At 61.0% G+C, this 26,692-nt stretch carries 25 protein-coding genes and 1 pseudogene; 15 read left to right on the top strand and 11 right to left on the bottom strand.

Translation table 11 applies throughout. The features are described from left to right. Window positions 1-3 precede the first annotated feature (3 nt). Window positions 4-585, top strand: coding sequence for an IMPACT family protein (locus J2Y86_RS21265; protein ID WP_253435941.1), 582 nt, complete (start codon window positions 4-6; stop codon window positions 583-585). Between the two features lie 474 nt (window positions 586-1,059). On the opposite strand, the gene J2Y86_RS21260 is transcribed toward J2Y86_RS21265, so the two are convergent. Next, complete coding sequence (locus tag J2Y86_RS21260) at window positions 1,060-1,518, bottom strand: hypothetical protein (protein WP_253435938.1); 459 nt, start codon at window positions 1,516-1,518, stop codon at window positions 1,060-1,062. Window positions 1,519-1,601: 83 nt separating this feature from the next. Here J2Y86_RS21260 and J2Y86_RS21255 point away from each other — a divergent pair, with 83 nt between their 5' ends. The 3 genes from J2Y86_RS21255 (at window position 1,602) to J2Y86_RS21245 (ending at window position 4,276) form a co-directional block, all read left to right on the top strand. Further along, complete coding sequence (locus tag J2Y86_RS21255) at window positions 1,602-1,952, top strand: MerR family transcriptional regulator (protein WP_253435935.1); 351 nt, start codon at window positions 1,602-1,604, stop codon at window positions 1,950-1,952. 25 nt (window positions 1,953-1,977) lie between these two features. After that, on the top strand, window positions 1,978-2,664 hold the full coding sequence (locus J2Y86_RS21250; protein ID WP_253435931.1) for an SDR family oxidoreductase: 687 nt from the start codon (window positions 1,978-1,980) through the stop codon (window positions 2,662-2,664). Window positions 2,665-2,917: 253 nt separating this feature from the next. Next, on the top strand, window positions 2,918-4,276 hold the full coding sequence (locus J2Y86_RS21245; RefSeq protein WP_253435928.1) for an 8-oxoguanine deaminase: 1,359 nt from the start codon (window positions 2,918-2,920) through the stop codon (window positions 4,274-4,276). Window positions 4,277-4,355: 79 nt separating this feature from the next. Here the strand turns inward: J2Y86_RS21245 and J2Y86_RS21240 are convergent, their stop codons facing one another. Beyond that, entirely contained in the window at window positions 4,356-5,444 is a 1,089-nt protein-coding gene (locus J2Y86_RS21240; protein WP_253435925.1) for a calcium:proton antiporter, read from the bottom strand. 192 nt (window positions 5,445-5,636) lie between these two features. Here J2Y86_RS21240 and J2Y86_RS21235 point away from each other — a divergent pair, with 192 nt between their 5' ends. Then, the gene (locus J2Y86_RS21235) at window positions 5,637-6,590 is read left to right on the top strand and encodes an adenosine deaminase (RefSeq protein WP_253435923.1); all 954 of its coding nucleotides are present in this window, start codon (window positions 5,637-5,639) and stop codon (window positions 6,588-6,590) included. A gap of 118 nt (window positions 6,591-6,708) precedes the next feature. Here the strand turns inward: J2Y86_RS21235 and J2Y86_RS21230 are convergent, their stop codons facing one another. The 3 genes from J2Y86_RS21230 to J2Y86_RS21220 all read right to left on the bottom strand — a co-directional run bounded on the left by J2Y86_RS21230 (window position 6,709) and on the right by J2Y86_RS21220 (window position 10,197). Continuing rightward, the gene (locus J2Y86_RS21230) at window positions 6,709-8,091 is read right to left on the bottom strand and encodes an MFS transporter (protein WP_253435920.1); all 1,383 of its coding nucleotides are present in this window, start codon (window positions 8,089-8,091) and stop codon (window positions 6,709-6,711) included. Window positions 8,092-8,216: 125 nt separating this feature from the next. Next, window positions 8,217-8,951 carry an ArsR/SmtB family transcription factor gene (locus J2Y86_RS21225; protein ID WP_253435916.1) on the bottom strand — a complete coding sequence of 245 codons (735 nt, stop codon included), beginning with the start codon at window positions 8,949-8,951 and terminating at the stop codon, window positions 8,217-8,219. Between the two features lie 316 nt (window positions 8,952-9,267). Continuing rightward, window positions 9,268-10,197, bottom strand: coding sequence for a LysR family transcriptional regulator (locus J2Y86_RS21220; RefSeq protein WP_253435913.1), 930 nt, complete (start codon window positions 10,195-10,197; stop codon window positions 9,268-9,270). 118 nt (window positions 10,198-10,315) lie between these two features. Between J2Y86_RS21220 and J2Y86_RS21215 the strand changes: the two genes are divergently transcribed. The 3 genes from J2Y86_RS21215 to J2Y86_RS21205 all read left to right on the top strand — a co-directional run bounded on the left by J2Y86_RS21215 (window position 10,316) and on the right by J2Y86_RS21205 (window position 11,958). Continuing rightward, window positions 10,316-10,609 carry a putative quinol monooxygenase gene (locus J2Y86_RS21215; RefSeq protein WP_253435910.1) on the top strand — a complete coding sequence of 98 codons (294 nt, stop codon included), beginning with the start codon at window positions 10,316-10,318 and terminating at the stop codon, window positions 10,607-10,609. Between the two features lie 30 nt (window positions 10,610-10,639). Continuing rightward, a complete protein-coding gene (locus tag J2Y86_RS21210; RefSeq protein WP_253435907.1) occupies window positions 10,640-11,653 on the top strand; it encodes a zinc-binding alcohol dehydrogenase family protein in 1,014 nt (337 codons plus the stop codon). 134 nt (window positions 11,654-11,787) lie between these two features. Next, on the top strand, window positions 11,788-11,958 hold the full coding sequence (locus J2Y86_RS21205; RefSeq protein ID WP_253435905.1) for a hypothetical protein: 171 nt from the start codon (window positions 11,788-11,790) through the stop codon (window positions 11,956-11,958). A gap of 8 nt (window positions 11,959-11,966) precedes the next feature. On the opposite strand, the gene J2Y86_RS21200 is transcribed toward J2Y86_RS21205, so the two are convergent. Both J2Y86_RS21200 and J2Y86_RS21195 read right to left on the bottom strand, forming a co-directional pair. Continuing rightward, window positions 11,967-13,163: a multidrug effflux MFS transporter gene (locus J2Y86_RS21200; RefSeq protein ID WP_253435901.1), complete on the bottom strand. Its 1,197-nt coding sequence runs from the start codon at window positions 13,161-13,163 to the stop codon at window positions 11,967-11,969. A 217-nt stretch (window positions 13,164-13,380) separates the two neighbouring features. Continuing rightward, window positions 13,381-13,578, bottom strand: a complete 198-nt coding sequence (locus J2Y86_RS21195; protein ID WP_253435898.1) for a heavy-metal-associated domain-containing protein — start codon at window positions 13,576-13,578, stop codon at window positions 13,381-13,383. 147 nt (window positions 13,579-13,725) lie between these two features. Between J2Y86_RS21195 and J2Y86_RS21190 the strand changes: the two genes are divergently transcribed. The 3 genes from J2Y86_RS21190 (at window position 13,726) to cueR (ending at window position 17,108) form a co-directional block, all read left to right on the top strand. Continuing rightward, window positions 13,726-14,109, top strand: coding sequence for a hypothetical protein (locus tag J2Y86_RS21190; RefSeq protein WP_253435896.1), 384 nt, complete (start codon window positions 13,726-13,728; stop codon window positions 14,107-14,109). 195 nt (window positions 14,110-14,304) lie between these two features. Next, complete coding sequence (locus tag J2Y86_RS21185) at window positions 14,305-16,698, top strand: heavy metal translocating P-type ATPase (RefSeq protein WP_253435893.1); 2,394 nt, start codon at window positions 14,305-14,307, stop codon at window positions 16,696-16,698. Next, window positions 16,695-17,108, top strand: coding sequence for a Cu(I)-responsive transcriptional regulator (gene cueR / locus J2Y86_RS21180; RefSeq protein WP_253435889.1), 414 nt, complete (start codon window positions 16,695-16,697; stop codon window positions 17,106-17,108). Before J2Y86_RS21185 ends, cueR begins: the two co-directional genes overlap by 4 nt. Here the strand turns inward: cueR and J2Y86_RS21175 are convergent. Both J2Y86_RS21175 and J2Y86_RS21170 read right to left on the bottom strand, forming a co-directional pair. Further along, window positions 17,062-18,279 (bottom strand): MFS transporter, encoded by a 1,218-nt coding sequence (locus J2Y86_RS21175; protein ID WP_253435886.1) that lies wholly within the window; start codon window positions 18,277-18,279, stop codon window positions 17,062-17,064. The genes cueR and J2Y86_RS21175 overlap by 47 nt on opposite strands. 130 nt (window positions 18,280-18,409) lie before the next feature. Then, entirely contained in the window at window positions 18,410-19,303 is an 894-nt protein-coding gene (locus J2Y86_RS21170) for a PA4780 family RIO1-like protein kinase (protein WP_253435883.1), read from the bottom strand. Window positions 19,304-19,749: 446 nt separating this feature from the next. Between J2Y86_RS21170 and J2Y86_RS30525 the strand changes: the two are divergent. Both J2Y86_RS30525 and J2Y86_RS30520 read left to right on the top strand, forming a co-directional pair. Beyond that, window positions 19,750-20,838: pseudogene (locus J2Y86_RS30525) on the top strand (cache domain-containing protein); the annotation flags it as partial. 90 nt (window positions 20,839-20,928) lie between these two features. Beyond that, window positions 20,929-21,696: a methyl-accepting chemotaxis protein gene (locus J2Y86_RS30520; RefSeq protein WP_390959830.1), complete on the top strand. Its 768-nt coding sequence runs from the start codon at window positions 20,929-20,931 to the stop codon at window positions 21,694-21,696. A gap of 102 nt (window positions 21,697-21,798) precedes the next feature. Here the strand turns inward: J2Y86_RS30520 and J2Y86_RS21160 are convergent, their stop codons facing one another. Together J2Y86_RS21160 and J2Y86_RS21155 are read right to left on the bottom strand one after the other, a co-directional pair. Then, entirely contained in the window at window positions 21,799-22,590 is a 792-nt protein-coding gene (locus J2Y86_RS21160) for an AraC family transcriptional regulator (protein ID WP_253435877.1), read from the bottom strand. A 193-nt stretch (window positions 22,591-22,783) separates the two neighbouring features. Then, window positions 22,784-24,061 carry an acetyl-CoA C-acetyltransferase gene (locus J2Y86_RS21155; RefSeq protein ID WP_253435874.1) on the bottom strand — a complete coding sequence of 426 codons (1,278 nt, stop codon included), beginning with the start codon at window positions 24,059-24,061 and terminating at the stop codon, window positions 22,784-22,786. Between the two features lie 251 nt (window positions 24,062-24,312). Here J2Y86_RS21155 and J2Y86_RS21150 point away from each other — a divergent pair, with 251 nt between their 5' ends. Together J2Y86_RS21150 and J2Y86_RS21145 are read left to right on the top strand one after the other, a co-directional pair. After that, window positions 24,313-25,665: a 3-oxoacyl-ACP reductase gene (locus tag J2Y86_RS21150; protein ID WP_253435872.1), complete on the top strand. Its 1,353-nt coding sequence runs from the start codon at window positions 24,313-24,315 to the stop codon at window positions 25,663-25,665. 2 nt (window positions 25,666-25,667) lie between these two features. Then, window positions 25,668-26,522 (top strand): MaoC family dehydratase, encoded by an 855-nt coding sequence (locus tag J2Y86_RS21145; protein ID WP_253435869.1) that lies wholly within the window; start codon window positions 25,668-25,670, stop codon window positions 26,520-26,522. Window positions 26,523-26,692 lie beyond the last annotated feature (170 nt).

The following is a 26,692-nucleotide window of genomic DNA, read 5'->3' as shown; positions in this document are numbered from 1 at the left end:
ACTATGCCTTTTACCCTCAGCGGCTTTTGCGAATACCGCGAAGAGATTCGCAAAAGCCGTTTCATCACCTTCGCCGCGCCGATCAGCAGCCCTGCTGAAGCCCAGGCGTTTATCGAACAGCACAGTGATTTGAATGCCACGCACAACTGCTGGGCGTGGAAGCTCGGCGCTCAATACCGCAGCACCGATGATGGCGAGCCGGGCGGCACGGCGGGCCGACCGATACTCGCGGCGATCGACGCGCAGGATTGCGATCAGGTCGCCGTGCTGGTGATCCGTTGGTATGGCGGCATTCAACTGGGCACCGGCGGGCTCGCCCGGGCGTATGGCGGCGGCGCCAACAAGTGCCTGCAACCCGCGCCGAAGATTGAGCTGATCAGCCGAGTGCCGGTGAGTTGCGCCTGCGGGTTTGCCGAACTGACGCTGGTGAAGCTTCGTGTGGCCGAGCTTGGCGGGCTGGTGATAGAAGAAACGTTCACGGCCAACGGTGTAGAGCTGCAATTGGCGATGGGCGAAGCGCAGATCGAAACCCTGCAAACCCAGCTCGCGGATTTGAGTCGCGGGCGCATTCTGTTGCAGCGCTGATCGCACCAACAACGTACACCGCCCGCTCATCGAACCACTGCAGTTGCCCACATCTACTGTGCACCCGGCTGTGGATAACCTGAGCACATACCGCTGTAACCCTTCTGTCATGCGGCTTTGCGGGCATTGCTCATTTTTCGCCCAATTTGCCATCACCAAGACTAAATCTACGTAAAAACAACCAGTTAGCGTTGTTTATCTCCTTTAGAAGAAAGCCGCTCAGTGCTTATGCCCGAGCTTTGCGCTTGCGCACAAATACTGTGGAGCAATCTGTGGATAACCCGTTCATGGCTGTCGCGGCCCCATGTCCGGCATGGCTTGCATTGGGTTGCTCGTTTTTTGACCAACCCTTGATGAGCAAAAGCGGAGCCTGATCAACGGCTTCGCCCTCAAGTGGTGCCTGACTGGAAATCCAAAGATGGCGAGACAGCGTCCTTGACGCCCCGCTCGCCATGGGTTTTCAGATTTCCTGCCTCAATGGGCAGATATTGCTTTATCCACAGGCCTGACTTCGCTCGGCCCCACCTCGCTTGCAACGGCAACTCGAACCGGCAACACCTGAACCACGCCCCACGCCAATTCAAAGACCAAAAAAATCACCAACAGCGAACTGGCCCCATGCAACAAGGCATAGAGTTGCCAAGCCGAAAACAGAAATCGGCCGACCGCGTCATACCGACCAAACACCTGCTGCGGATCACGAATCCGCAGCACCGCCCACACACAGACGATCGATCCCAACAGGTTCGCCATCAGCATGTGCATCGGCTCGAACGCCGGCAATTCTCCGGGCAAGTCGAACGCCTGGCTCACGCTCGTCAAAACACCGTGCAACGCCGCAAATGTCCACGGCGTGACAAACGCGGCCGTCACGATCAAGTCATACCAGGCACTACCAAGCACCAACCGGCGATATTGAATTGAAGTCCACATCAGCCTTGCTCCATAAATTCAGGGAGCAACAAGGCTAAAGCCTGGAGTATGCTCCAGGGTCAAGCCCCTCTCGAGACATCAAGATGCGCATCGGTGAATTAGCCCAGGCCAGCGCCGTCAGCCGTGACACGCTGCGTTTCTACGAGCAACGCGGATTGATCGCTGCGCAACGCAGTGCCAACGGTTATCGCGACTATCCGCCGGACGTGGTGCAACTGGTGCTCTACATCAAAACCGCTCAACGGCTGGGCTTTACCCTTGGCGAAATCGGCAACAGCGTCGCCGCGTTGTGGCAGTCACCCGATCCGGACAGCGCCGTCACGCAACTGCTGCAAGACAAACTCAAACTGATCGAAACCCGAATGGATGAACTGGGCGCGCTGCGACACGAGTTGCAGCAACGTCTTGGTCAACGTTGTCCATTGAATCCGTGATTCTCATTTATCAAGGAAGCCACTCATGTCCAAGGCAAAAACCGCACTCATCATCGGCGCCTCCCGGGGCCTGGGCCTCGGTCTGGTGAAGACCTTGCTGGCCGACGGCTGGCAAGTCACCGCCACCGTGCGCAACCCGCAGAATGCCGACGCCTTGCAGGCATTGGGCAAGGTGCGGATCGAAAAACTCGACATGGATGATCAGCAGGCGGTCATCGCGCTGAGTCAGCAACTGAAGGGTGAAGTGTTTGATCTGTTGTTCGTGAATGCCGGGGTCAAGGGGCCGGAAGTGCAGACACCGGGCGGCGCGACGCTGGCCGAAGTCGGTCAGTTGTTTTTCACCAATGCCGTGGCGCCGATCAATCTGGCGCAACGATTCGCCGGGCAGATTCGTCCGGAGACGGGCGTGCTGGCATTCATGAGTTCGGTGCTCGGCAGCGTGACCATGCCGGACGCGCCGGAGCTGGCGTTGTACAAGGCGAGCAAGGCGGCACTGAACTCGATGACCAACAGTTTCGTGACGCAATTGGGCGACCAGAAACTGACCGTGCTGTCGCTGCATCCGGGTTGGGTGAAGACCGACATGGGCGGTGAAGGTGCTGATATCGATGTGGAAACCAGTACGCGTGGGCTGGTGGATCAGGTGAATGCGTATGTCGGCAAGGGCGGGCATCACTTTGTGAATTACAAGGGTGAGACCATTCCCTGGTAATCACCACCGTCCCCTGTGGGAGCTGGCTTGCCTGCGATGGCGTCACCTCGGAAGACCTGAAAGACCGAGGTGCCTGCATCGCGGACAAGCCCGGCTCCCACAGGATTTTTATCGTCCTGTCGGGCCGGGCTTGCCCACAACGTGGTTTTGTTTGAAACTCCGCACCTCGTCCCTCGCGGCGACCCTGGATCAGCAGACAGGGTAATCACTGAGCTGGCTAACCTGAACCCCACTTTCAGAGGAGCCGGCCAACATGCCTGCGACCCGTACCTGGTTAAAAAATCCCCTCGCGATCTTCACTGCCAATGGCCTCGATGCCCGTGGCGGCCTGGTTGTGCAAGACGGTGTGATCGTTGAAGTGCTCGCCGCCGGCCAGCAACCTTCCGCGCCCTGTGGACAAGTCTTCGATGCCCGCGAGCATGTGATCCTGCCGGGGCTGATCAACACCCATCACCACTTCTATCAAACCCTGACCCGTGCCTGGGCACCGGTGGTCAATCAGCCGTTGTTCCCGTGGCTGAAAACCCTGTACCCGGTCTGGGCACGGCTCACCCCGGAGAAACTCGCCCTCGCCACGAAAGTCGCATTGGCTGAGTTGCTGCTGTCCGGTTGCACCACCGCGGCCGATCACCATTACCTGTTTCCCGAAGGCCTGGAAAATGCGATCGACGTGCAAGTCGAAAGCGTCCGCGAACTGGGCATGCGCGCCATGCTCACGCGCGGTTCCATGAGCCTCGGTGAAAAGGACGGCGGCCTGCCACCGCAGCAGACGGTGCAGGAGGGCGAAGTGATTCTCGACGACAGTCAGCGCCTGATCGCCGAATACCACGAGCGCGGCGATGGCGCGCAGATCCAGATCGCCCTGGCGCCGTGCTCGCCGTTCTCGGTGACCCCGGAAATCATGTCCGCCAGTGCCGAACTGGCGAACAAACTCGATGTGCGCCTGCACACGCACCTGGCCGAGACCCTCGACGAAGAAGACTTCTGCCTGCAGCGCTTCGGCCTGCGAACCGTGGATTACCTGGACAGCGTCGGCTGGCTCGGCCCGCGCACCTGGCTCGCGCATGGCATCCACTTCAACCCGGACGAAATCGCCCGCCTCGGCGCGGCCGGCACTGGCATTTGCCATTGCCCGAGCTCGAACATGCGTCTGGCCTCCGGCATTTGCCCGACACTCGACCTGACCGCCGCAGGCGCGTTGCTGGGGCTGGGTGTGGACGGTTCGGCGTCCAACGATGCGTCGAACATGATGCTCGAAACCCGCCAGGCGCTTTACATTCAGCGGTTGCGTTATGGCGCCGAGAAGATCACCCCGGAATTGGTCCTGGGTTGGGCGACCAAGGGCTCGGCGAGTTTGCTCGGGCGTACCGATATTGGTGAGATGGCGGTGGGCAAGCAGGCGGACCTGGCGTTGTTCAAGCTGGATGAGCTGCGCTTCTCCGGCAGTCATGATCCGGTGTCGGCGCTGCTGCTGTGCGGTGCGGACCGGGCGGATCGCGTCATGGTCGGTGGCAAGTGGCGAGTGATTGACGGGCAGGTTGAGGGGCTGGATCTCAAGGGGTTGATTGCGGATCACAGCCAGGCGGCTCGGCAGTTGATTGCGGGCGTCTGATCTGACGCCATCGCGGGCAACCCTCGCTCCCACAAGGTTCATGCGAAATCTGTAGGAGCGAGGCTTGCCCGCGAAACTTTTAAAGCCCTAGCAACGACAACATGATGAACGTCGCAAACAGCACAAAGTGGGTCATCCCTTCGATGGCATTGGTTTCGCCATCGTTGAGATTGATCGCGCTGACGATCAGGGTGAGGAAGATCATCACTGTCTGCACCGGCGTCATCGCCATCTGAAACGGTTGACCGGTGTAGAGCGCCATCGCTTCCATCACCGGCACCGTCAGGATCACCGTCGACAGCGATGCGCCCATCGCAATGTTGACCACCGACTGCATGCGATTGGCCAGCGCCGCGCGCAATGCCGTCAGAATCTCTGGCGCCGCGGAAATCCCCGCCACCAGAATCGCCGTGATGACCGGCGGTGCGCCCGTCCCTTCCAGGCCCAGATCGAGGGTCTTGGACATCACCTCGGCCAATGCGCCGATGACCACCACACCAAACACCAACGTCCCGATACTCAACGCAAGGTTGACCGGTTCAGTTTGTTCCTCCGGGACTTTTTTGCGGCGTTTTTCCGGGTAGCTGTAGCTGAAAAAATAACTGTGCGGCCCGACCTGCATGCGCAGGAACAGGGTGTAAAGCACGACCATCGCTCCAATGGTGAACGCGGAATACAGCTTCCAGTTTGCCTCGGGAATAAACTCCGGCACCACCATGGAAACGCCCATGGCGGTGAGGATCATCACGCTGTAGCTGCGCGCCGAGTCATCGTTGTAGGACTGTTCGCCATGCTTGATCCCGCCCATCAACGCCGCGAGGCCGAGGATGCCGTTGATGTCGAGCATGACCGCGGAGTAAATCGTGTCACGCACCAGCGTCGGCGACGCTTCGTTGCTCATCATGATCGCCAGGATCACCACTTCTACCAGTACCGCTGCCAGGGTCAGGATCATCGTGCCGTAGGGATCGCCGACTTTCTCCGCCAGCAGCTCCGCATGATGGGCGACGCGCATGGACGCAGCGACGATGAAGGCGATCAGCACGAGGCCGGCGGTCAGGGCGATGGGTTGGCCGCTGTGCAGCATCCAGTGCTCCATCGGGTAAGCGATGAAGGCAGCGATCAGGGCCAGCAGCAGAAACTTTTCTTGCTTGAGGAGTGTGAGCATTGCGGGCCTTTTTGCCGAATGGAGCGGGGTCAGCGTAATGAACTACTGACTGCTGAGCGGCGCTAACGTTTCGTTACACCTTAGCGCACTCGTGGATGGCAGCCGGTTGATGGACCTCTTGGTCAGGTTTTAACAATTGTTGCGGCGAGCATCTGTAGAATGCCCCCATTGCACCTGATGAGATGTCGACAAATGTACGATTGGCTGAACGCCCTGCCCAAGGCAGAACTGCACCTGCACCTCGAAGGCTCGCTGGAGCCTGAACTGCTGTTCGCCCTCGCCGAACGCAACAGGATCGCCCTGCCGTGGAGCGATGTCGAAACCCTGCGCAAGGCGTACGCCTTCAACAACCTGCAAGAGTTTCTCGACCTGTATTACCAGGGCGCCGATGTGCTGCGTACCTCCCAGGATTTCTACGACCTGACCTGGGCGTACCTGTTGCGCTGCAAGGCGCAGAACGTGGTTCACACCGAACCGTTCTTCGACCCGCAGACCCACACCGACCGTGGCATCCCGTTCGAAGTCGTGCTCAACGGCATCGCCGCCGCATTGAAGGATGGCGAGCAGCAACTGGGCATCACCAGCGGTTTGATCCTGAGTTTCCTGCGTCACTTGAGCGAAGATGAAGCGCAGAAAACTCTGGATCAGGCGCTGCCATTCCGCGAAGCGTTCGTGGCCGTCGGCCTGGACAGTTCGGAAATGGGTCACCCGCCGAGCAAGTTCCAGCGAGTGTTTGATCGTGCCCGCCACGAAGGTTTCCTGACCGTCGCTCACGCCGGTGAAGAAGGCCCGCCGGAATACATCTGGGAAGCCCTCGACCTGCTGAAAATCCAGCGTATCGACCATGGCGTGCGTGCCATCGAAGACGAGCGCCTGATGCAACGGATCATTGACGAGCAAATCCCGTTGACGGTGTGCCCGTTGTCGAACACCAAGCTTTGCGTGTTCGATCACATGTCCCAGCACAACATTCTCGACATGCTTGAGCGCGGCGTGAAAGTCACCGTGAACTCGGATGACCCGGCGTACTTCGGCGGGTATGTGACCGAGAACTTCCACGCGCTGTATACCGATCTGGGCATGACCCAGGATCAGGCCAAACGCCTGGCGCAGAACAGCCTGGATGCACGGTTGATAAAACCGTAAGCCTCACCGCATAACCCCTGTGGGAGCGGGCTTGCTCGCGATGACGGAGTGCCAGTCAACATCGTTGGCCTCTGATTCACCGCGATCGCGGGCAAGCCCGCTCCCACAGGTTGTGCGTTCAGCCGATTACAGAAGATTCACTCAACTCCTCCAGCGTCTTGCCCCGCGTTTCCATCCCGAACACCCACACCACCCCCGCCGCAATCGCAAAACACATTGCCCCCAGCGCGAACACGCCGCCCTGCCCGGTCATAGGGAACACCAGCCCGGTCACCAATGGCCCAAGCAGCGAACCCACGCGGCCAATCGCCGATGCAAAACCGGACCCCGTGGCCCGCGCCGACGTCGGGTACAACTCAGGTGTGTAGGTGTAGAGCACCGCCCACATGCCGAACAGGAAAAACTGCATCAACAGCCCCGACGTGATCAGCAAGCCGACATTGCCGCCAAACACCGCGCTCTGACCGTAAAGAAACGCCATCACCCCGCCGCCGAGCAACGTCACCACGCACACCGGCTTACGTCCCCAGCGCTCTACAAGCCAAGCGGCCATGAGGAAACCGGGAATCCCACCGAGGGAAATCAGCACGGTGTAATACATCGACTGGGTCACGGCGAAACCAGACTGCTGCAGCAACGCGCTGAGCCACGACGTCAACCCGTAGAAGCCCAGCAAGGCAAAGAACCAGACGCTCCAGATCATCATCGTGCGCTGGCGATACAGCGGCGACCAGATCTGCTGCAAGGCCGAGAAAAAGTTGCCCGGCGTGCTTGCCACACGCGGCAAGCGGATCGGTTCCGGCAAATCCGCACGCCCCAGGGATGTCCGGACCCGCGCTTCGATACCCAGCAAGACCTTGTCCGCCGCCTCATCACGCCCGGCCTGTTCCAGCCAGCGCGGTGACTCGGGAATGAAAAAACGAATCGCCAGGACAAACACCGCCGGCACCGCCAACACCAGGAAAATGTCCCGCCAGCCGATCACCGGCAACAGGAAATACGACAGCACCCCGGCCGCGACAAATCCCAGGGGCCAGAAACCATCCATCAACGCGATGTAACGCCCACGCCTTTTCGCCGGTATCAATTCCGAAAGCATCGACTGGGCGATGGGAAACTCCATGCCCATGCCAATTCCCAAGAGGATACGGAAGAGCGTCAGCGTCTCGACATTCTGCGCCGTAGAGCACAGGTAACTGGCGATGCCCCACAACACAATGCTCCACTGGAACACCGGTTTGCGGCCGAAACGGTCCGCGAGCATGCCGGACAATGACGCGCCCACAACCATGCCGAAGAAACTCGAACTGGCGAGCAACCCGGCCTGCGCCGTGCTGAGGCCGAACTCGGTTTTGATCGAGCCGAGCAGGAAAGTCATCATCGCCAGGTCCATGGAGTCGAAGAAAAACGCCAGGGCGATGATGATGAAAATGATCCGGTGATAACCGCTGATGGGCAGCCGTTCCAAACGTTCTGCCGCGCTGAAGCCTCGTGTTTCCATGCCACATCCCCCGTCCGAAAGTCCCTGGTCGAGTGTGCGCGATGGCTGCCGGGGGTTATTGCTGGATACGACCCGGCCACAGCTCTGAACGACGCCCGAAACCCCGGACGTCGATCACGATGCCTCTACAACGCCATTTCCAGCTCGGTTTCCTTGGCAAAACGGTGGATTTCACGCTGCCCCGTCGCAGTGACATGCAAGGCTCGCGAATCGTTCGGCAAGCTCAGCCATCCGGACTGCATGAACAATTGCAGCAACGCCGCCCCCAGTGAACCGCCCATGTGCGGACGTCTTTCGCTCCAGTCAGGACAGGCACAGGCGGCTCGGTTGGTGCTCTGCGCCAGCGCCTGGACGAAAACGCCGCGTGTCGCCAGTTGCGTTGCGCCCTTGTGCGTGATCGACACCCGATGATCGAACTGTTCGATCCAGCCTGCATCCAGCAAGCGCTGGTACAGGTCGGCGGCCAGCGTGCCGCCTAAATGATCGTCGCAGAGCCGGGCGCGCAACAAGGACGAGGGCGCGGCCTGACGTTTGGGGATGGCGGGGGTGCGTTTGAAAATATCGGGAATGTCCCGGGGTGTGCTGGCGATCGTCGCACTGGCAAGCGCTTCTATCGCGGCACCGACTTCGGGAGCGGCCAGCCGGAAGAATCGCTTGCGGCCGCGGGTTTCGACTTTCAACAGACCTCCGGCGGACAAACGCCCCAGATGTGCACTGGCCGAAGACGGCGACAGGCGGGCCAGCAATGCCAGCTCTTCGGTCTGCCGCGCAGCGCCGTCCATCAAGGCCCACATCATTGCGCTGCGCTTTGGGTCAGCCAGCAACGTGGCTATCTGGCTGATGCAAGGTGCATCTTCCATGTATTCACTCCCTGTTGAATCGTTTCGTCTACTGCTCGGAGACATCTTGACCAGTAATGTGTCGTCGGCCAAGACGTGGTAACCGCCATAAACCGGGCAAAGCCATCCACTCACACAAGCCATTGCTTCGAGGACATTGCAAAGGCCTTGGATTGACGGTGGAGCCTGACCGACTCGAACGCGGACTCGCCATGGCGAGGTCGACGGTGCGTACATGAGGCGAGCGCTAGTATAAGCGCGTTGACCCTCGGTTCCTGCCCCCCGGAAACCATTGGTGGTGATTGATCCTGAGGGAAATTTCGCTATTTGCCTGCGACTAATGATCGACACCCGCCAAGACGGGAAATTGGCTGCTTATATGAGTACATCGGCTGGCAAGCATTTCCCGCAAAAGGTTCACCGGCTTACTCAATTGTGCGCGATGGGCGCACAGCAAATTCAGCGGTGCGCGCTCACAGAGCAGCTCCGGCATCAGCACTTTCAAGCGACCGGCCAACACATCGGCGGCAACATCGAGCCAGGATTTGTAGGCGATCCCGAAGCCCGCCACGGCCCACAAACGCACCACATCGGCATCGTCACTGAAGCGATCTCCGCTGACGGTCAGGCTGACTTCGCGTTTGCCGTCGTGAAAACTCCAGTGGTCGTGAACCCGGCTGCCGAGCATGAACAGCAGGCAATTGTGCTGCGCCAGTTGCTCCAGTTGCCGTGGCTCGCCATGCCGGGCCAGATAGCTCGGGGCGGCACACAGCATGCGGCGGTTGTGCGGGGCGATGGGCAGCGCGACCAGGCTCGAGTCTTCCGGCTCACCGTAGCGCAGGGCAATGTCCACCGGTTGGCGGAACAGGTCGGCGATGCGGTCGCCCAACAGCAGGCGCACCGTGAGTTTCGGATGTTCACGCTGGAACTCGTCCAGCCAGGGCAGCAGCAGGTTGCGACCGAAATCCGATGGCGCCGACAGTTGCAACACCCCACTGACCTGGTCCTGACCGCTGGCCAATAATCGACGGCCCTCGTCGAGGTTGCTCAGCGCGGCCCGGGCGTACTCGAGAAAGCCTTCGCCCTCGGCGGTCAGGCGCAGGCTGCGCGTGGAACGGGCGAGCAACCGGGCACCGAGTTGCTGTTCGATGCGCTTCAACGCCGCGCTGGCCACCGCCGCCGACATGTCCATCCCCCGCGCCGCCGCCGACAGGCTCCCCAGGTCCGCCGCCCGGACGAACAACTGCAAGTCATCGAAACGCAGCATTTTCAGCCTCGATTATCAAAAAAATATTGAAAGAGACTGCTCTTTTAGCGGGTTTTATCTTGCAGAGAAATAGCCAATTATCTGTCCCATCGAAATCATCCCGCTTCCGGAGTCGAACATGTCCCAGCCTTTCACCGCCATTGCCACCCTGATCGCCAAAGCCGGCCAGCAGGACGCGCTCGAACAACACCTGCGTGCACTGCTGGAGCCGACCCGCGCCGAAGCCGGTTGCGGTCAATACGACCTGCATCAGGACCTGGCCAATCCGCTGGCCTTCTACATGATCGAACAATGGAGCAGCGACGAAGCGCTGCAAGCCCATGACGCCAGCGCGCACATCCAGAACTTTCGCGCCCGGGCCGGCGACCTGATCGAACACTTCGATCTCAAGCGCCTGCGTTCCGTGGCTTGATCCCTTCCTCTATTACTTCCGGAATCCCCCATGAAAGCCATTGCCTACTACGCCTCATTGCCTATCAGCGACGAAAATTCCCTGCAAGACATCGAACTGCCTGAACCGGTCGCCGGCCCGCGTGACCTGCTGGTGGAAGTCAAAGCCATCTCGGTCAACCCGGTGGACACCAAGGTCCGCCAGAACGTCCAGCCGGAAAGCGGCGCGGCAAAAGTGCTGGGCTGGGACGTGGCCGGCGTGGTCAAGGCCATCGGCAGCGAAGTGACGTTGTTCAAGGCCGGTGACAAGGTGTTCTATGCCGGCTCGATTGCCCGCGCCGGCGGCAACAGCGAACTGCACGTGGTGGACGAGCGGATCGTCGGCCATATGCCGAAAACCCTCGGCTTTGCCGAAGCGGCCGCGCTGCCGCTGACCGCCATCACCGCATGGGAACTACTTTTCGAACGCCTGCAGGTTCGCGAAGGCAACACCGATGAAGGCCAGAGCTTGCTGATCGTCGGGGCGGCCGGCGGTGTCGGTTCAATCCTGACGCAACTGGCCAGTCAACTCACCGGTTTGAAAGTTATCGGCACTGCGTCCCGGGCGCAAACCCAGAGCTGGGTGCGTGAGCTGGGCGCCGATCTGGTGATCGATCACAGCCAGCCGCTCAGTGAAGAACTGAAACGCGCAGGCGTTGCCCAGGTGACCCACGTCGCCAGCCTGACCCAGACCGATCAGCATCTCGATCAATTGGTCGAGGCCCTGGCGCCACAAGGCAAGCTCGCGCTGATCGATGATCCGAAAGCGCTGGACGTGACCAAGCTCAAACGCAAGAGCCTGTCCCTGCACTGGGAGTTCATGTACACCCGCTCGCTGTACGAAACGGCGGACATGATCGAGCAGCACAAACTGCTCAACCGCGTGGCCGGGCTGATCGACGCCGGAACACTGAAAACCACGGTGGGCGAGCACTTCGGGACCATCAACGCGGCGAATTTGCGGCGTGCGCACGAGTTGCTGGAGAGCGGCAAGTCCAAGGGCAAGATTGTGCTCGAAGGCTTCTGAAACAGATTGATACAAGTGTCGTCCGCATGGACGACACCGTCAGTCCGAAGGTTGACCGTTGTCATAATTGCGATCGTATTCGGGTCTACAATCGTGAACTCTGCGATGCAATCTTTTAACCGAGGAGGTCAGCAATGAAGATCCTGATAAAAGAATTGGCAAAATCCCAGTGGCAGGTCCGCCTGGACCAACACGCGGTCACGTTCCGTAGCGAAGCCGAAGCTCGCGCGTTCACCCGAACCCTCGAAGCACGATTGCACGCCCCTCATCAGATTCCCGCCCAACAGCAGCGCGCTGTCGGCTGAGACCTGCCTCACACCTGGGCTTGCAGCAACGCCCGGGCATTTTGCAAACGCCGGGTGAGCATCGCCACGCTCACTACCAGAATTCCGCACAAGCTGATGACCATGGCCATCGGCACGGCGCTGCCATCGTACAAAATACCCACCAGCGACGCAGCCCCGGCGGCGACGCTGAATTGCAGGCACCCGAGCATCGCCGACGCACTCCCCGCGCGGGCGCCCTGCCCGTTCATGGCACAGGCCGACGCGTTGGGGAGGATGCAGCCGAGGCTGGCAATACAGATGAACAGTGGAATCAGCAGCGGCCACAACTGCTCGGTGTGCAGCGAGCTGACGACCAGCAGCGCCAGGCCGGCAGCCAGGTAAATCCACACGGTACGCGCCAGTAAAAACGCGGGGCCACGCTTGGCCAGCAGCCGCGCGTTGACCTGCGCCACCAGAATGAAGCCCGCTGCATTGGTCCCGAACAGCCAGCCGAAATGCTCGGCCGGTACGCCGTAGAGTTTGATGAAGACAAACGGCGAACCGGCGATGTAGGCAAACATTCCGGCGATGGCGATGCCGCCGGTCAGGGCGTGGCCGAGGTACACCGGGTCCGACAACAGGCGTCCGTACTGACGCAGCGCGCCCGACAGCGGTTGACGTGGCACATGCGCGGGCATGCTTTCCGGCAAGCCGAGCGCCACAGCCAGCGCCGCCAGGGCACTGAAACCGGTCAACGCCAGGAAGATCGACTGCCAGCCCGTGGTGTTGACCAGCAACCCGCCGAGCATCGGCGCGAGAATCGGCGCCAGGCCCATGACCAGCATCAGCTGGGAAAAGACTTTGGCCGAACCCACCGCATCGCATTTGTCGCTGACAATCGCCCGGGAAATCACCATCCCCGCGCAACCGCCCAGCGCCTGGACAAAACGCGCGCCAAGCAGCCATTCAAGATTCGGCGCATAGGCGCACGCCAAGGAAGCGGCGGTGAACAGGCCGACACCCGTCAACAACGGAATGCGCCGACCAAACCGATCCGCCACCGGGCCGTACATCAGCTGACCGATGGACAAACCCAGAAAATACGCCGCCAGCGTCAGCTGAACGTGTTGTTCATCGGTGCCGAACGCCAGCGCCATGGCCGGGAACGCCGGCAGATAGAAGTCGATTGCAAGCGGCCCGAAAGCGGTCAGGGCGCCAAGTATCAAAATGGTACGGAAGTTCATCAGGCATCCAGGGCTGAGATCGGCAGCTCCACAGTCTAGCTGCGTGGGGACGCCTTGAACATTCCGATAGCTCGCTAACTATTAAAAACCCTTGCATGAATACGAAATTCCTCGTGGGAGCGGGCTTGCTCGCGAATGCGGTGGGTCAGTTACATGAATTTCGACTGAAACACCGCTTTCGCGAGCAAGCCCGCTCCCACAGGGATTGTGTGTGGCCTTAAGCGACTTTTACTTCGTAGCCTTCTTCAGTGATCGCGGCGATCACTTGATCCTCGGTCAACGCACTCTCGACGCCGACTTCCTTTGCCGCCAGATCAATCCGCACGCTGGCCGCAGGATCCCTCGCTTGCAGGGCTTGAGTGATGGCTTTGACGCAGTGACCGCAGGACATGCCTTGAACGTTGAACACTTGCATGGAATGACTCCTTTAGTGAGATTGAGTGCAGTCTCGAGCTTGCCACCATGGCAAGGTCAAGTTCTGAAGTGATCTGCCGGGCTGGCAATCGGCGTCGCGCTCGGCCAAGCTGCGTGCATCTATGACTCGATCTCAGGAGATTCAGCCATGCGCTGGTCAGCTCTCAGCCTGTTTGGCTTCCTCAGCCTTTTCGCCGCCGTGCCCTCGGTCAATGCCGCCGGGGAGGATTACGGCGTGCTGATCATTTCCCGCGAGCGCCTGGAAGTCTCGACCAACTGCGAAATCGGCGTGTACATCCAGGATCAACTGTCGGCGCGGCTGTTTCAGGAGCAAAGCACCTCGTTCAACCTGCCGCCGGGCAATGTTTCGCTACGCCTGAAACTGCTGCCGGGCCAGGCGCCAGGTTGCAATCCGGGGATGCTGGCGCCGGGGTCGCAGAACATCACGCTCAAGGCCGGGGATGTGTTGAAGTTCCGGATCGCGATGACGCAGGAAGGGATGTACCTGAAACCTGCTTCCCTCGATTATTGATCCACCACCGTCTTTGCAGGAGCGAGGCTTGCCCGCGAAGAGGCCATTGCATTCACCCTCCATGTTGAATGTTACGGCCCCTTCGCGGGCAAGCCTCGCTCCTACAGGTCGGTTTTAGCATCTCTATCTTTGCGCTTGACCTTGCCAGCATGGCAAGGTTGATCCTGTAGACATCTTCTACAGGGAGCGCGACCGATGTCCGAAACCACCACTTTCGATCTGCCGATTGCCGGCATGACCTGCGCCAGTTGCGCCGGGCGTGTCGAGCGAGCCTTGAGCAAAGTCATCGGCGCCTCGGCCGTCAGCGTCAACCTGGCCACCGAGCAGGCCCGCGTTCAAGCCCCCAGCGACAGTCTGCCGGCGTTGATGGACGCGGTGCAGCAAGCCGGTTACAGCGTGCCGCAGCAGAGTCTGGAGTTGAGCATCGATGGCATGACCTGTGCGTCCTGCGTCGGTCGGGTCGAACGGGCGCTGGCCAAAGTGCCGGGGGTCAAACGTGTCAGCGTCAACCTGGCCAACGAACGCGCCCACCTCGAATTGCTCGGCCAGGTCGATCCGCAAACCTTGATCGCTGCCGTGACCAAAGCCGGTTACAACGCCAGCGTCTGGGAAGTCGAACACCCTACAACCGACACTCAACAACAGCGCCTGCACCGCGAGCGCTGGGTCTTGATCATGGCGATCACCCTCGCCTTGCCGCTGGTGTTGCCGATGCTGCTGCAACCGTTCGGTGTGCACTGGATGCTCCCGGCATGGGTGCAGTTCGCGTTGGCCACGCCAGTGCAATTCATCTTCGGCGCGCGCTTTTATGTAGCCGCATGGAAAGCCGTGCGCGCCGGCGCCGGCAACATGGACCTGCTGGTCGCCCTCGGCACCAGCGCCGGATATGGCCTGAGCCTCTACGAATGGGCCACCGCCGCCGGGCGCATGCCCCATCTGTATTTCGAAGCCTCGGCCGTCGTGATCGCCTTGGTCTTGTTGGGCAAATACCTCGAAAGTCGCGCCAAACGCCAGACCGCCAGTGCCATCCGCGCCCTCGAAGCGTTGCGTCCGGAGCGAGCGATTCAAGTGATCGACGGCCGCGAACAGGACGTCGCGATCAACGCCTTGCGCCTGAATGATCTGGTGCTGGTCAAACCCGGCGAACGCTTTCCGGTGGACGGCGAAGTGGTCGAAGGCCAGAGCCACGCCGACGAAGCACTGATCAGCGGCGAGAGCCTGCCCGTGCCGAAACAGCCCGGCGACAAAGTTACCGGCGGCGCCATCAATGGCGAAGGCCGGTTGCTGGTGCGTACCCAGGCCCTGGGCGCGGAAACCGTGTTGGCGCGGATCATCCGTCTGGTGGAAGACGCGCAAGCCGCGAAAGCGCCGATCCAGAAACTGGTGGATAAAGTCAGCCAGGTCTTTGTGCCAACGGTTCTGCTGATTGCCTTGGCGACCCTCATTGGGTGGTGGCTGTACGGTGCGCCGATGGAAACGGCGCTGATCAACGCCGTCGCGGTGCTGGTGATCGCTTGCCCTTGCGCCCTCGGGCTCGCAACGCCAACAGCGATCATGGCCGGCACCGGTGTCGCCGCGCGCTACGGCATTCTGATCAAGGATGCCGAGGCACTGGAGCGGGCCCATGAAGTCAGCGCCGTGGTCTTCGACAAAACCGGCACGCTGACCTCGGGTTCACCACGCATTGCCCATTTGAGTGCCATCGACGGTGATGAAGCCAGCCTGTTGAAATTGGCCGGCGCACTGCAACGCGGCAGTGAACACCCCTTGGCTAAAGCGGTGCTGGACGCTTGTGTCGAACGCGGATTGACCGTGGCCGATGTCAGCGACAGTCAATCACTGACTGGCCGAGGCATCGCGGGCACGCTCGACGGTCGGCGGCTGGCGCTGGGCAATCGACGCTTGCTGGAAGAGAGCGGATTAAACGCCGGTCCTTTAGCCGACTCTGCAACCGCCTGGGAAACCGAAGGCCGGACCCTGTCCTGGCTGATCGAGCAAAGTCCGCAACCGACCGTTCTGGGCCTGTTCGCCTTCGGTGACACGCTCAAACCCGGCGCGCTGCAAGCGGTGCAACAACTCAGCGCACGCAGCATCAGCAGCCATCTGCTGACCGGCGACAATCGCGGCAGCGCCAAAGTGGTCGCCGAGGCGCTCGGCATCCAGGACGTCCACGCCGAAGTGCTGCCGGCCGACAAAGCCGCCACGGTCGCCGAACTGAAGAAAACCGGCGTGGTGGCGATGGTCGGCGACGGCATCAACGACGCCCCGGCCCTGGCCGCCGCGGACATTGGCATCGCCATGGGTGGCGGCACCGACGTCGCCATGCACGCGGCCGGCATCACCCTGATGCGCGGCGATCCACGACTGGTGCCGGCTGCGCTGGAAATCAGCCGCAAGACCTACGCAAAGATTCGTCAGAACCTGTTCTGGGCCTTCGTCTATAACCTGATCGGCATTCCGCTGGCCGCGTTCGGTTTCCTCAACCCGGTACTGGCGGGCGCGGCGATGGCGTTGTCCAGCGTCAGCGTGGTGAGCAATGCGCTACTGTTGAAAACCTGGAAACCCAAGGATCTGGAGGACAACCGATGAACATCGGCCAAGCAGCCCGCCACAGTGGCCTGAGCGCGAAGATGATCCGTTACTACGAGTCCATCGGTTTGCTCAAGGCGGCCCATCGCACCGACAGCGGTTATCGCGTGTACGGTGATGACGACTTGCACACGCTGGCGTTTATCAAGCGTTCGCGGGACCTGGGGTTTTCACTGGAAGAGGTCGGCAAACTGCTGACCCTCTGGCAGGACCGTCAGCGCGCCAGTGCCGACGTGAAGGCGTTGGCTCGTCAGCACATCGACGAGCTCAACCAGAAAATCCGCGAACTCGGGCAGTTACGCGATACCTTGCAGGACCTGGTCGAGCACTGCCACGGCGATCACCGTCCGGACTGCCCGATCCTCAAAAATCTTGAGTCGGGTTGCTGCGCCGCACCCGCTCGCCCCTGATCGCAAGTCCCTTCATTACCAGCAACGTGGTGAGGGGAATGCCGTGGAACAACAGCACCACCGCACCGGGCGTCCACCATGCGTAGAACGGCGCGGCGATCAGCATGCCGACGCCGAAACCGGTCATCTGCAACAACGTCAGGAAACTGAAAATCGGCAGGCGCAGGCTGTCCGGTTCACGTTGCAGTCGCGACATCAGGCCGACTTCAGAGAAGCCGTCGCCCAGCCCTGCCGGCAATGAGAACAGCAGCAAACCGTAGAGGGTCTGCTGCTGGAACATCAGGATGAAGCCGCAGGACATCAACAGCACGCCGAAGAAAAACCGGCGCTCCAGGTTGACGTTGTCCGAGCCTTTCAGGCGGCTGGCGATCCGCGCGCCGATGAGCTTTCCGCAGGCCCAGACAGCCAGCATCAGGCCCAGTGTGGTGCTGGCGGATTCGGGTGTCAGCAGTTTTGAAATGATCGGCATACCTACGTTGTGGGCGGCGCTGCCCAGGGTATCGGCCATCGCGACCGCGAGCATCGCCGCCACCACCGGCGTCGTGCGCAGCCCCTGGCGCAGGGCTGACCAGTCGCCTCGTTCGTGATCGGGCTCGGAGCCCGGAGACGGTCCGGTGAACCGCAGCGGCAGGATGAACAACGCGGCCAGCAGATAGGTGACCACGTTCAGCGCGAAGACCGTTTCAAAGCCAAACGCTGCCACCAACAACCCCGCGACCAGACTTCCGCCGACCATGGCTGCCGACGATGCCGAGGTGATCCAGGCGTTGGTCTTGAGCAGTTGATCGCCCTCGATCAAGTGCGGCAGCTGACTGTTGAGACCGATGGCGAACATTGAGTTGCCCAAGCCAAGACCGAAGGCAATGACCGGCAGCAGCAACGCTTGTTCGGTAACCGGCAACACCAGCAGCAGGCCCAGCAATCCGGCGCGCAGCAAGTCGAAGGCAATCAGCGGCAGGCGCCCGGCCCAGCGACGATAGAAACGGGTGCCGATCAGGCTGGCAAAAATCCCTCCGCCCACACGGCTGGCGAGGAAGATGCCGACACTCATGGCGCTGTTGCTGAGCAGGTAGACGTAGGTGGCCAGGGCGACCATGTTGAGGAACGCGCCGAAGTCCGAGATCAGACGGGCGGCGATGATCAGCTGGGCGTTGCGGGTGGAGGTGTTCACATTCAATCCTTGAGTGTGGGGTGTATGGGCGTTTTGGATTGTCTGGTCTGACGCTATCGCGGGCAAGTCGGTCTCAACCTGATCCTCATCTACAAAAAACCCGGCCGAAGCCGGGTTTTTCGTCAACCGATCACTGCATCCAGGGCGGAGGCGGTTCTTCGGATTTGTTCGGTGGCGCGTCATCTGCCGCGCGGACCGCTTGCTTGCGCTCTTCATCCAGGCGTGCAGCCTCGATTTCGCGCATGATCCCGCCAACGTCGGCCAACTCTTCCGGCTCATCGAACTCGCCGGTCAAGACACTGGCCGGGTGCAAGGTGCCGGCTTCATACAACGCCCACATTTCCTTGGCGTATTTGGTCTTTTTCAACTCCGGGGCAAACCGCCCGAAGTAGGACGCCATGTTGCCCACGTCACGCTCCAGCATGCTGAACGCGTGGTTGTTGCCCGCCGCGTCTACCGCTTGAGGCAAGTCGATGATGACCGGGCCGGTCGGGGTCAACAGTACGTTGAACTCGGACAGGTCACCGTGCACCAGACCGGTACACAACATCAGCACGATTTGCGAAATCAGGAACGCGTGGTATTCGCGCGCCTGGTCCGGCTCCAGCACCACGTCGTTCAGACGCGGCGCGGCGTCGCCGTACTCGTCGGCCACCAGTTCCATCAACAGCACGCCTTCAAGGAAGTCGTAAGGCTGAGGAACCCGGACACCGGCGCCGGCCAGGCGAAACAACGCCGCCACTTCGGCGTTTTGCCAGGCATCTTCGGTTTCTTTCTTGCCGAACTTCGAGCCTTTGGCCATCGCCCGGGCCTGACGGCTGTTGCGCACCTTGCGGCCTTCCTGATACTCGGCCGCCTGACGGAAACTGCGTTTATTCGCCTCCTTGTAGACTTTCGCGCAACGTAACTGGTTGCCGCAGCGCACCACATAAACAGCTGCTTCTTTACCACTCATGAGTGGGCGCAGCACCTCGTCGACCAGACCGTCCTCGATCAGGGGTTCAATGCGTTTTGGAGTCTTCATCAGCTTTTATTGTGGGTCCTTTATTACCAAACACGCGAAAGTCATTCGTTATACGGCAATCCACTCGTTCGGGGGAGGGGTTGCCGACCTATGAACGTTGCGGATGCACACAATGTGCCGAAAAAAACCCGGCAAACCCACCGATGTTCATCGACCGCCAAGGATCATAGCCGAGCTGGCAGCACTTGTTGGAGAAGGGATGCGAGGGGATTTGCGACAGAATCCGACATACCGCTCCCTATCCGTCGCAGGATTTTTTCCAACAGCCCTAAATTTCCTCCTCCCGCAGCCGAAGTCATCAGTAACAAAGTGAATTGTCCGACGATCGTTCCGATAGAAAACGATGGCGCACCCAAGGGATCGGGTTCAACGAATACGTTTACGGCTGCCAATAATTCCGCGAGTCATCTGCACTGCGTGGGCCTACAAGAAAATCTGGAGCGCGGATGAACATCAAACAGAAGTTGACGTGGGCGTTTGCAATCATCGCCTGCTTGCCCGTGGTGCTGGTCGCCACCCTCGTGGTGCTGAACCTGCGCAGTGATGCCAAGGACGAATTCGTCGACAACAGCGGTCGTGAAATCCGTCAGGTCAGCAATGCCATGCAATTGTTCTTCGACGGCATCAGCCAGAACGTCGAATACCTGGCCAGGCAACCGTTGATCACGAACTCCGACGACAGCCTCAAGACCTACATGAGTGCCAACGCCGCCAGCATTCCCCAGGGCGAGGCGGACAAGAAAGTCTTCGGCTTCCTGCAGGACCTGGGCAACGCCCATCCGTCCTACGCCTACGCCATCCTCGGCACGGCGGCCGGCGGCTACGTGTCGTGGCCGGACGATGCCAAGCTGGCCAACTACGATCCGCGCCAGCGTCCGTGGTACAAGGCGGCCCAGGCCAAGCCGGGCAAGCCGTTCCGTACCGAGGCCTATTACTGGGCCGAAAACGATACGTCCTACGTCAGCACCGTGCGCACCATCGACAACAAGCTGGGCACCAACGGTGGCGTGGTCAGCATCGACGTGTCGCTCAAGCAGCTCACCGAGCTGGTCAAGCAGATCAAGCTCGGCGAAACCGGCTACCTGATGCTGCTGGAAAACTCCGGCACCGTACTGGTCGACCCGAAACAACCGGAACACAACTTCAAGGCCCTGGGCAGCCTCGGCGAGGGTTATGCGCAACTGGCCAAGGCCGGTAAAGGCCTGGTCGAAGTCGAACTCAATGGCGAGCGCTACATGGCCAACGTCTGGCCGTCCGAGCAACTGGGCTGGACCTTCATCGGCCTGATCAAGCAAAGCGACGTGATGAGCACCGCGACCCAACTGACCTGGTTGATCGCAATCATCGCCGCCGTGCTGGCAGTGGTCTTCGCCATCGTCGGCGCCAGTTTCGCCAGCGTCATCGTGCGTCCGATCCGCAGCGTGGCCGATGGCCTGGAAGGCATTGCCCAGGGTGAAGGCGACCTGACCAAAAACCTGCAAATCCGTGGCAGCGACGAAACGGCGCAACTGGCCAACTGGTTCAACCAGTTCCTGGCGGCGATTCGCAACCTGATCCAAAGCATCGGCGGCGCCGCGACCAAAATCCTCGCCACTTCCAAGAGCTCGACCCAGGTTTCCAGCGACATGGCCGAAGCCGCCGGGCGTCAGCGTGAAGCCGTGGACATGGTCTCCACCGCGTTCCACGAAATGGTCGCCACCGCCAACGAAGTCGCGCGCTCCTGCAGCCAGGCCGCCGAGTCGGCCGACAGTGGCCAGCGTCAGGCGCGAGAAGGTCAGCAGCAGATTGATGCGGCGGTGACCAGCGTCGATCGACTGAGCCAGGAAATCGAACAGTCGGCCCAGTCGATGCAACAACTGGAACGCGACAGCAATGACATTCAATCGATTCTCGGGACGATCCGTTCAATCGCCGAACAGACCAACCTGCTGGCACTGAACGCGGCCATCGAGGCGGCACGGGCCGGTGAACAAGGTCGCGGTTTTGCGGTGGTGGCGGACGAAGTGCGGGCGCTGGCCAAACGCACGGCCGATTCCACGGCGGAAATCGACGGCCTGCTCGGCAACCTCGCCAAGCGCACCAGCCAGGTGACTCAGCAGATGCATGCGAGCCTGGAAGTGTCCCAGCAGTCGGTGACCCGCATCGGTGAGGCGCGCAGCAGTTTCGGGCAGATTCGTGAATCGGTGGACGTGATCCGCGACATGAACACCCAGATCGCCACGGCGGCGGAACAACAGCACCAGGTGGCGGAAGACATCAACCGGCACATCAGCCAGATTCATGGCGATGCGCAGTTGGTGGCAGAACTGGCGAACTCGGCGCGACTGGATTCCCAGAGCCTGGCCGGGTTGTCGAATGAGCTGGACGGGTTGGTTCGTCGGTTCAGAACCTGATCCGAAATCCCGGTGGCCGCTTCGCGGCCATTCGCGGGCAAGCCTCGCTCCTACAGATTTGCGATAGACCTGTAGGAGCGAGGCTTGCCCGCGAAGGCGTCATCACTGCCGAAACAATTCTCCGGGCGTAAACCCGAACAACCCCTTGAACGCCGCAATAAACGCCGACGTAGAGTCATACCCACAAGACAACGCCGCATTCGTCACACTGTCCCCCTCCTCCAGCAAACTCAACGACGACAGCAGTCGCATCCGCTGACGCCAGCCGCGAAAACTCAAGCCGGTTTCACGCTGGAACAGGCGCATCAGGGTTTTCTCCGACGTGCCCAGTCGCACCGCCCATTCCTGCAGCGTCACACTGCGCTCCGGGTTTTCGATCAGCTCGTTGCACAGGCCCAGCAAACGTTCATGGCGCGGCAACGGCAGCGAGAAACCGACTTCGGGCAGATTCGCCAACTGGTCCAGCAACACACTCACCAGCCGCGCTTCCGGACTGTCGCCCTGTGGATATTCCACGGGCAGCAGGCAAAAGCTCTTGATCAGCTCACGCGCCAGCGGCGTCACCTCCAGCACCCGACACCGGTCGTCCGCCCATGGGCAATCCTCACGACGCACATAGAGACTGCGCATCTCGGCGCGCATCGAGGTCACGACCTGATGTTCGAAATCCGCAGGAATCCAGATCCCCCACTGCGGCGGCGCAAAGAAACTGCCTTCGGCGGTGTGCACGCCAAGAACGCCGCTGATCGCGTAGGAAAATTGCACCCAGTCGTGGCGATGAGACGGCGTCCACGAACCGGCGTTGAGGCTTTCCGCCCGCGCATACAATGGACGCGGCAGCACGGTCAGCGCGGGGATTGTCCGTTCGAGGGATTGTTGTCCGTTAGTCGGCATTGATGAGCCTTGTGTCGCAAGTTGGCTTCTGGGGCGACGTTAGGGCATGTCACAGATCTATTCAATATCGCTAAATCTGTGGGAGCGGGCTTGCCCGCGATAGCGGTGCATCAGGCAACAAAGATGTTGAATGTGCCGCCCCCATCGCGGGCAAGCCCGCTCCCACAGGTTCCCGGTTCCACCCACGGAAATATCAGCGTTCGATAATCGCTGTCACACCCTGCCCGCCCGCCGCACAAATCGAGATCAGCCCCCGCCCCTTGCCGGCCGCATCGAGCAGCTTGGCCAGGCTCGCCACAATACGCCCGCCAGTAGCCGCAAACGGATGCCCCGCCGCCAGTGAACTGCCTTTGACGTTGAGCCGGCTGCGGTCGATGGAGCCCAGTGGCGCGTCGAGGCCGAGGCGGGTTTTGCAGTATTCCGGGTCCTCCCAGGCCTTCAAGGTGCAGAGCACTTGTGCGGCGAACGCTTCGTGGATTTCGTAGTAATCGAAGTCCTGCAACGTCAGGCCATTGCGCGCCAGCAGACGGGGCACCGCATATGCCGGCGCCATCAACAACCCTTCGGCACCGTTGACGAAATCCACCGCCGCCGCCTCGCCATCGCGTAAATACGCAAGGATCGGCAACCCGCGTTCCTTCGCCCATTCTTCACTGCCCAACAGCACCAGCGACGCGCCGTCGGTGAGCGGCGTCGAATTGCCTGCGGTCAGGGTGCCTTTGGCGCTTTTCTCGAAGGCGGGTTTGAGCGTCGCGAGTTTTTCCAGGGTCAGGTCCGGGCGCAGATTGTTGTCACGGGTCAGGCCGAGGAATGGCGTCATCAGGTCGTTGTGCCAGCCTTCGGTATACGACGCCGCCATTTTCTGATGACTCTCCAGCGCCAGTTGGTCCTGATCCGCGCGCGGGATGTTCCAGGTCTGCGCCATCAACTCGCAATGTTCGCCCATCGACAGGCCGGTGCGCGGCTCGCCGTTGCGGGGAAATTCCGGGATGAGGTGACCGGGGCGAAGTTGCAAGAACGTTTTCAGTTTATCGGCGGTGGTCTTGGCGCGATTGGCTTGCAGCAGGATTTTGCGCAGGCCTTCGTTGATGCCGATCGGCGCGTCGGAGGTAGTGTCGACGCCGCCAGCGATGCCGCACTCGATCTGGCCCAGGGCAATTTTATTGGCCACCAGCAACGCGGCTTCCAGACCGGTGCCGCAGGCCTGCTGAATGTCATACGCCGGGGTGGTCGGCGACAGCCGCGAGCCGAGCACGCATTCGCGGGTCAGGTTGAAGTCCCGGGAATGCTTGAGCACCGCGCCCGCCGCCACTTCGCCCATGCGCAAACCGTGCAGGTTGAAACGCTCGATCAGGCCTTCGAGCGCGGCGGTGAGCATCGCCTGGTTACTCGCCGTGGCGTACGGCCCGTTGGAGCGGGCGAAGGGAATCCGGTTACCGCCGATAATCGCGACGCGGCGCAGTTGAGTCATAAAAAGCTCCTGATGAACAATTTAAAGAACAATGCGATTCCCTGTGGGAGCGGGCTTGCCCGCAAAGAGGCCGGAAAATCCAACATCAATGTTGACTGTGCCGACGCTTTCGCGGGCAAGCCCGCTCCCACAGGGTCTGCGTGTTCCTGAAAACCTCCGCAATGTCCAAGCGTAGGCCTTATCTCGCGAATCGAACGACTGATTGCCATTCGTGGTCCACACTTTGAACCCCAGCTGCTGGAGCGCGTTCCATGTCTGACCGCTATATCGACTTCGCCAATTCGTCCATCGGCCATCGTCTGGTCGGGGCCCTGGGTCTGCCGTTGCCGGTGCGGCTGGAGCGCTGGCAAGCGGGCCGGCTGCGTCCGGTTGAAGGCGCGCTGCTGATCGGCGGCGGGCCGCTGGCGGAAAAAGTCAGCGCCTTCGCCAATCGCCTGACCGATGCGATCTACAGCTATGGCAGCGAACCTTCGATCGCCACCGCATGGATTCCCGGTCACGGCCCCAAACTGAAAGCCGTGGTGTTCGACGCCAGCGACCTGGTGCAAACCGATCAGCTCAAACAGCTGCGCGAGTTCTTTCAGCCACTGATAAAAAACCTCGATCACTGTGCGCACCTGGTGATTCTCGGGCGCGCGCCGCAGACCTTGAGCGATCCGGTCGCCGCCAGCGCCCAACGAGCCATTGAAGGGTTCAGCCGTTCGCTGGCCAAGGAACTGCGCAGCGGCGGCACGTTGCAGCTGATCCATGTCGGCGAAGGTGCCGAGGATCAGCTGGAAGGTCCGCTGCGATTTTTCCTTTCGCCAAAAAGCGCCTTCGTGTCCGGGCAAGTGATCCGCCTGGACGCCTGTGACACCCCAGTAACCGACTGGACCCGTCCGCTGGCAGGGCGCAAGGCGCTGGTCACCGGCGCGGCGCGCGGCATCGGTGCATCGATCGCCGAAACCCTGGCCCGGGACGGCGCCGAGGTGATCCTGCTCGATGTGGCACCGGCCAAAACCGATCTTGAAGCCCTTGCCGCGCGCCTCGGTGGGCGCAGCATTACCCTGGATATTTGCGCGGAAGATGCCGCCGCGCAGTTGATCGAACAGCTGCCTGACGGAATCGACATCGTCGTGCACAACGCCGGCATCACGCGGGATAAAACCCTGGCCAACATGACCCCGGAATTCTGGGACGCGGTTCTCGCAGTCAATCTCAATGCTCCGCAAGTGCTGACCAAGGCGCTGCTCGACAGCGGCACCTTGCAGGACAACGGCCGGGTGATTCTGCTGGCGTCCATCAGCGGCATCGCCGGCAATCGCGGGCAAACCAATTACGCGGCGAGCAAGGCCGGATTGATCGGCCTCGCCCAGGCCTGGGCTCCCTTGCTCAATGAGCGCGGCATCAGCATCAACGCGGTGGCGCCGGGATTCATCGAGACGCAAATGACGGCGCACCTGCCGTTCGGCCTGCGGGAAGCGGGCCGGCGCATGAGCTCGCTGGGTCAGGGTGGCTTGCCGCAGGACGTCGCCGAAGCGGTGGCCTGGCTGGCACAACCGGGCACTGGCGCGTTCACCGGGCAAGCGCTGCGGGTCTGTGGACAAAGTGTTTTGGGGGCTTAGTGATGATCACCGATTGGCACACACTCAACCGCGAACCGAGCCTGCCAGGGTTGTATGTGCGGGCCGCGACGCGCCGCAAGATCACCGGCACCACGTTGCCCGATTCGGGATTGCGTTGCTGGGTCGATGTCGATCCGAAACGTTTGGCAGCCTACCGTGAGGTCTGCGGGTTTGCCGACAACGGTTTGTTGCCGCCGACTTATCCACACATCCTGGCGTTTGCGTTGCAGATGCAATTACTCACGGTCAAAGACTTTCCGTTTCCCCTGCTGGGGCTGATTCACCTGAGCAACCGCATTCGCGTCTTCAGGCCCATGGGCGGGGTGAATCGCGTGCGGGTCAGCGTGCAGGTGCAGAACCTGCAGCCCCACGCCAAGGGTGCGACGTTCGATCTGGTGACGACCCTCGACGATCAGTTGGGGCCGCTGTGGGAAGCGGAAAGCCAGATGCTGTGTCGTGGCGTGAAGCTCGAGGGCGAGCCGGTGGAGGAAGTACTGGCTTCGACGATGGCACTGACTGAAGTCACCCGCTGGAAAGCGCCGGCAGACATTGGCCGGCAGTACGCCAAGGTTTCCGGCGACTACAACCCGATCCACCTCAGTGCCGCGAGCGCCAAGCTGTTTGGCTTCCCGACTGCCATTGCCCATGGGTTGTGGAACAAGGCGCGGACACTCGCGGCGCTAAGCGATCATTTACCCGCCGCCAACGTCGAGATTGCCGTGCAGTTTCGCAAGCCGGTGCGGTTGCCCGGAGAGGTAACGTTGCTCGCCAGTGCGGCGGGTTCCAGTGGCGATTTTCAGCTGGTGGGCGCCGGGGATCTGGAGCATATGGTTGGGCATTGGCGGCCGGTTGCCTGACCCTCGTCAGCGAGATCCGTAGGACAAAGCCCTGCATCCGGTAAAAAACGTCCGTTTTTGCTGAATGATTCTATGCTGACATTACATAGTGATAGTCAGGGTAGACGCACTCATGAAAACGAACCTCCCCCGCAAGCGAAAAAGTGCCGTGGCCTCCACGAAGCGGAGCC

Origin of the sequence: Pseudomonas migulae (genome assembly GCF_024169315.1) — a bacterium.
Taxonomy (GTDB): Bacteria; Pseudomonadota; Gammaproteobacteria; order Pseudomonadales; family Pseudomonadaceae; genus Aquipseudomonas; species Aquipseudomonas migulae_B.
Note: the sequence above shows the minus strand (reverse complement) of the source record. Positions and strands in the feature narration are given on the sequence as shown.

What these genes read in the sequence shown, in the direction of transcription:
- J2Y86_RS21265 (WP_253435941.1), top strand. Translation starts at nt 4, where the DNA reads ATGCCTTTTACCCTCAGCGGCTTTTGCGAATACCGCGAAGAGATTCGC.
- J2Y86_RS21260 (WP_253435938.1), bottom strand. Translation starts at nt 1,518, where the DNA reads ATGTGGACTTCAATTCAATATCGCCGGTTGGTGCTTGGTAGTGCCTGG.
- J2Y86_RS21255 (WP_253435935.1), top strand. Translation starts at nt 1,602, where the DNA reads ATGCGCATCGGTGAATTAGCCCAGGCCAGCGCCGTCAGCCGTGACACG.
- J2Y86_RS21250 (WP_253435931.1), top strand. Translation starts at nt 1,978, where the DNA reads ATGTCCAAGGCAAAAACCGCACTCATCATCGGCGCCTCCCGGGGCCTG.
- J2Y86_RS21245 (WP_253435928.1), top strand. Translation starts at nt 2,918, where the DNA reads ATGCCTGCGACCCGTACCTGGTTAAAAAATCCCCTCGCGATCTTCACT.
- J2Y86_RS21240 (WP_253435925.1), bottom strand. Translation starts at nt 5,444, where the DNA reads ATGCTCACACTCCTCAAGCAAGAAAAGTTTCTGCTGCTGGCCCTGATC.
- J2Y86_RS21235 (WP_253435923.1), top strand. Translation starts at nt 5,637, where the DNA reads ATGTACGATTGGCTGAACGCCCTGCCCAAGGCAGAACTGCACCTGCAC.
- J2Y86_RS21230 (WP_253435920.1), bottom strand. Translation starts at nt 8,091, where the DNA reads ATGGAAACACGAGGCTTCAGCGCGGCAGAACGTTTGGAACGGCTGCCC.
- J2Y86_RS21225 (WP_253435916.1), bottom strand. Translation starts at nt 8,951, where the DNA reads ATGGAAGATGCACCTTGCATCAGCCAGATAGCCACGTTGCTGGCTGAC.
- J2Y86_RS21220 (WP_253435913.1), bottom strand. Translation starts at nt 10,197, where the DNA reads ATGCTGCGTTTCGATGACTTGCAGTTGTTCGTCCGGGCGGCGGACCTG.
- J2Y86_RS21215 (WP_253435910.1), top strand. Translation starts at nt 10,316, where the DNA reads ATGTCCCAGCCTTTCACCGCCATTGCCACCCTGATCGCCAAAGCCGGC.
- J2Y86_RS21210 (WP_253435907.1), top strand. Translation starts at nt 10,640, where the DNA reads ATGAAAGCCATTGCCTACTACGCCTCATTGCCTATCAGCGACGAAAAT.
- J2Y86_RS21205 (WP_253435905.1), top strand. Translation starts at nt 11,788, where the DNA reads ATGAAGATCCTGATAAAAGAATTGGCAAAATCCCAGTGGCAGGTCCGC.
- J2Y86_RS21200 (WP_253435901.1), bottom strand. Translation starts at nt 13,163, where the DNA reads ATGAACTTCCGTACCATTTTGATACTTGGCGCCCTGACCGCTTTCGGG.
- J2Y86_RS21195 (WP_253435898.1), bottom strand. Translation starts at nt 13,578, where the DNA reads ATGCAAGTGTTCAACGTTCAAGGCATGTCCTGCGGTCACTGCGTCAAA.
- J2Y86_RS21190 (WP_253435896.1), top strand. Translation starts at nt 13,726, where the DNA reads ATGCGCTGGTCAGCTCTCAGCCTGTTTGGCTTCCTCAGCCTTTTCGCC.
- J2Y86_RS21185 (WP_253435893.1), top strand. Translation starts at nt 14,305, where the DNA reads ATGTCCGAAACCACCACTTTCGATCTGCCGATTGCCGGCATGACCTGC.
- cueR (WP_253435889.1), top strand. Translation starts at nt 16,695, where the DNA reads ATGAACATCGGCCAAGCAGCCCGCCACAGTGGCCTGAGCGCGAAGATG.
- J2Y86_RS21170 (WP_253435883.1), bottom strand. Translation starts at nt 19,303, where the DNA reads ATGAAGACTCCAAAACGCATTGAACCCCTGATCGAGGACGGTCTGGTC.
- J2Y86_RS30520 (WP_390959830.1), top strand. Translation starts at nt 20,929, where the DNA reads ATGGCCGAAGCCGCCGGGCGTCAGCGTGAAGCCGTGGACATGGTCTCC.
- J2Y86_RS21160 (WP_253435877.1), bottom strand. Translation starts at nt 22,590, where the DNA reads ATGCCGACTAACGGACAACAATCCCTCGAACGGACAATCCCCGCGCTG.
- J2Y86_RS21155 (WP_253435874.1), bottom strand. Translation starts at nt 24,061, where the DNA reads ATGACTCAACTGCGCCGCGTCGCGATTATCGGCGGTAACCGGATTCCC.
- J2Y86_RS21150 (WP_253435872.1), top strand. Translation starts at nt 24,313, where the DNA reads ATGTCTGACCGCTATATCGACTTCGCCAATTCGTCCATCGGCCATCGT.
- J2Y86_RS21145 (WP_253435869.1), top strand. Translation starts at nt 25,668, where the DNA reads ATGATCACCGATTGGCACACACTCAACCGCGAACCGAGCCTGCCAGGG.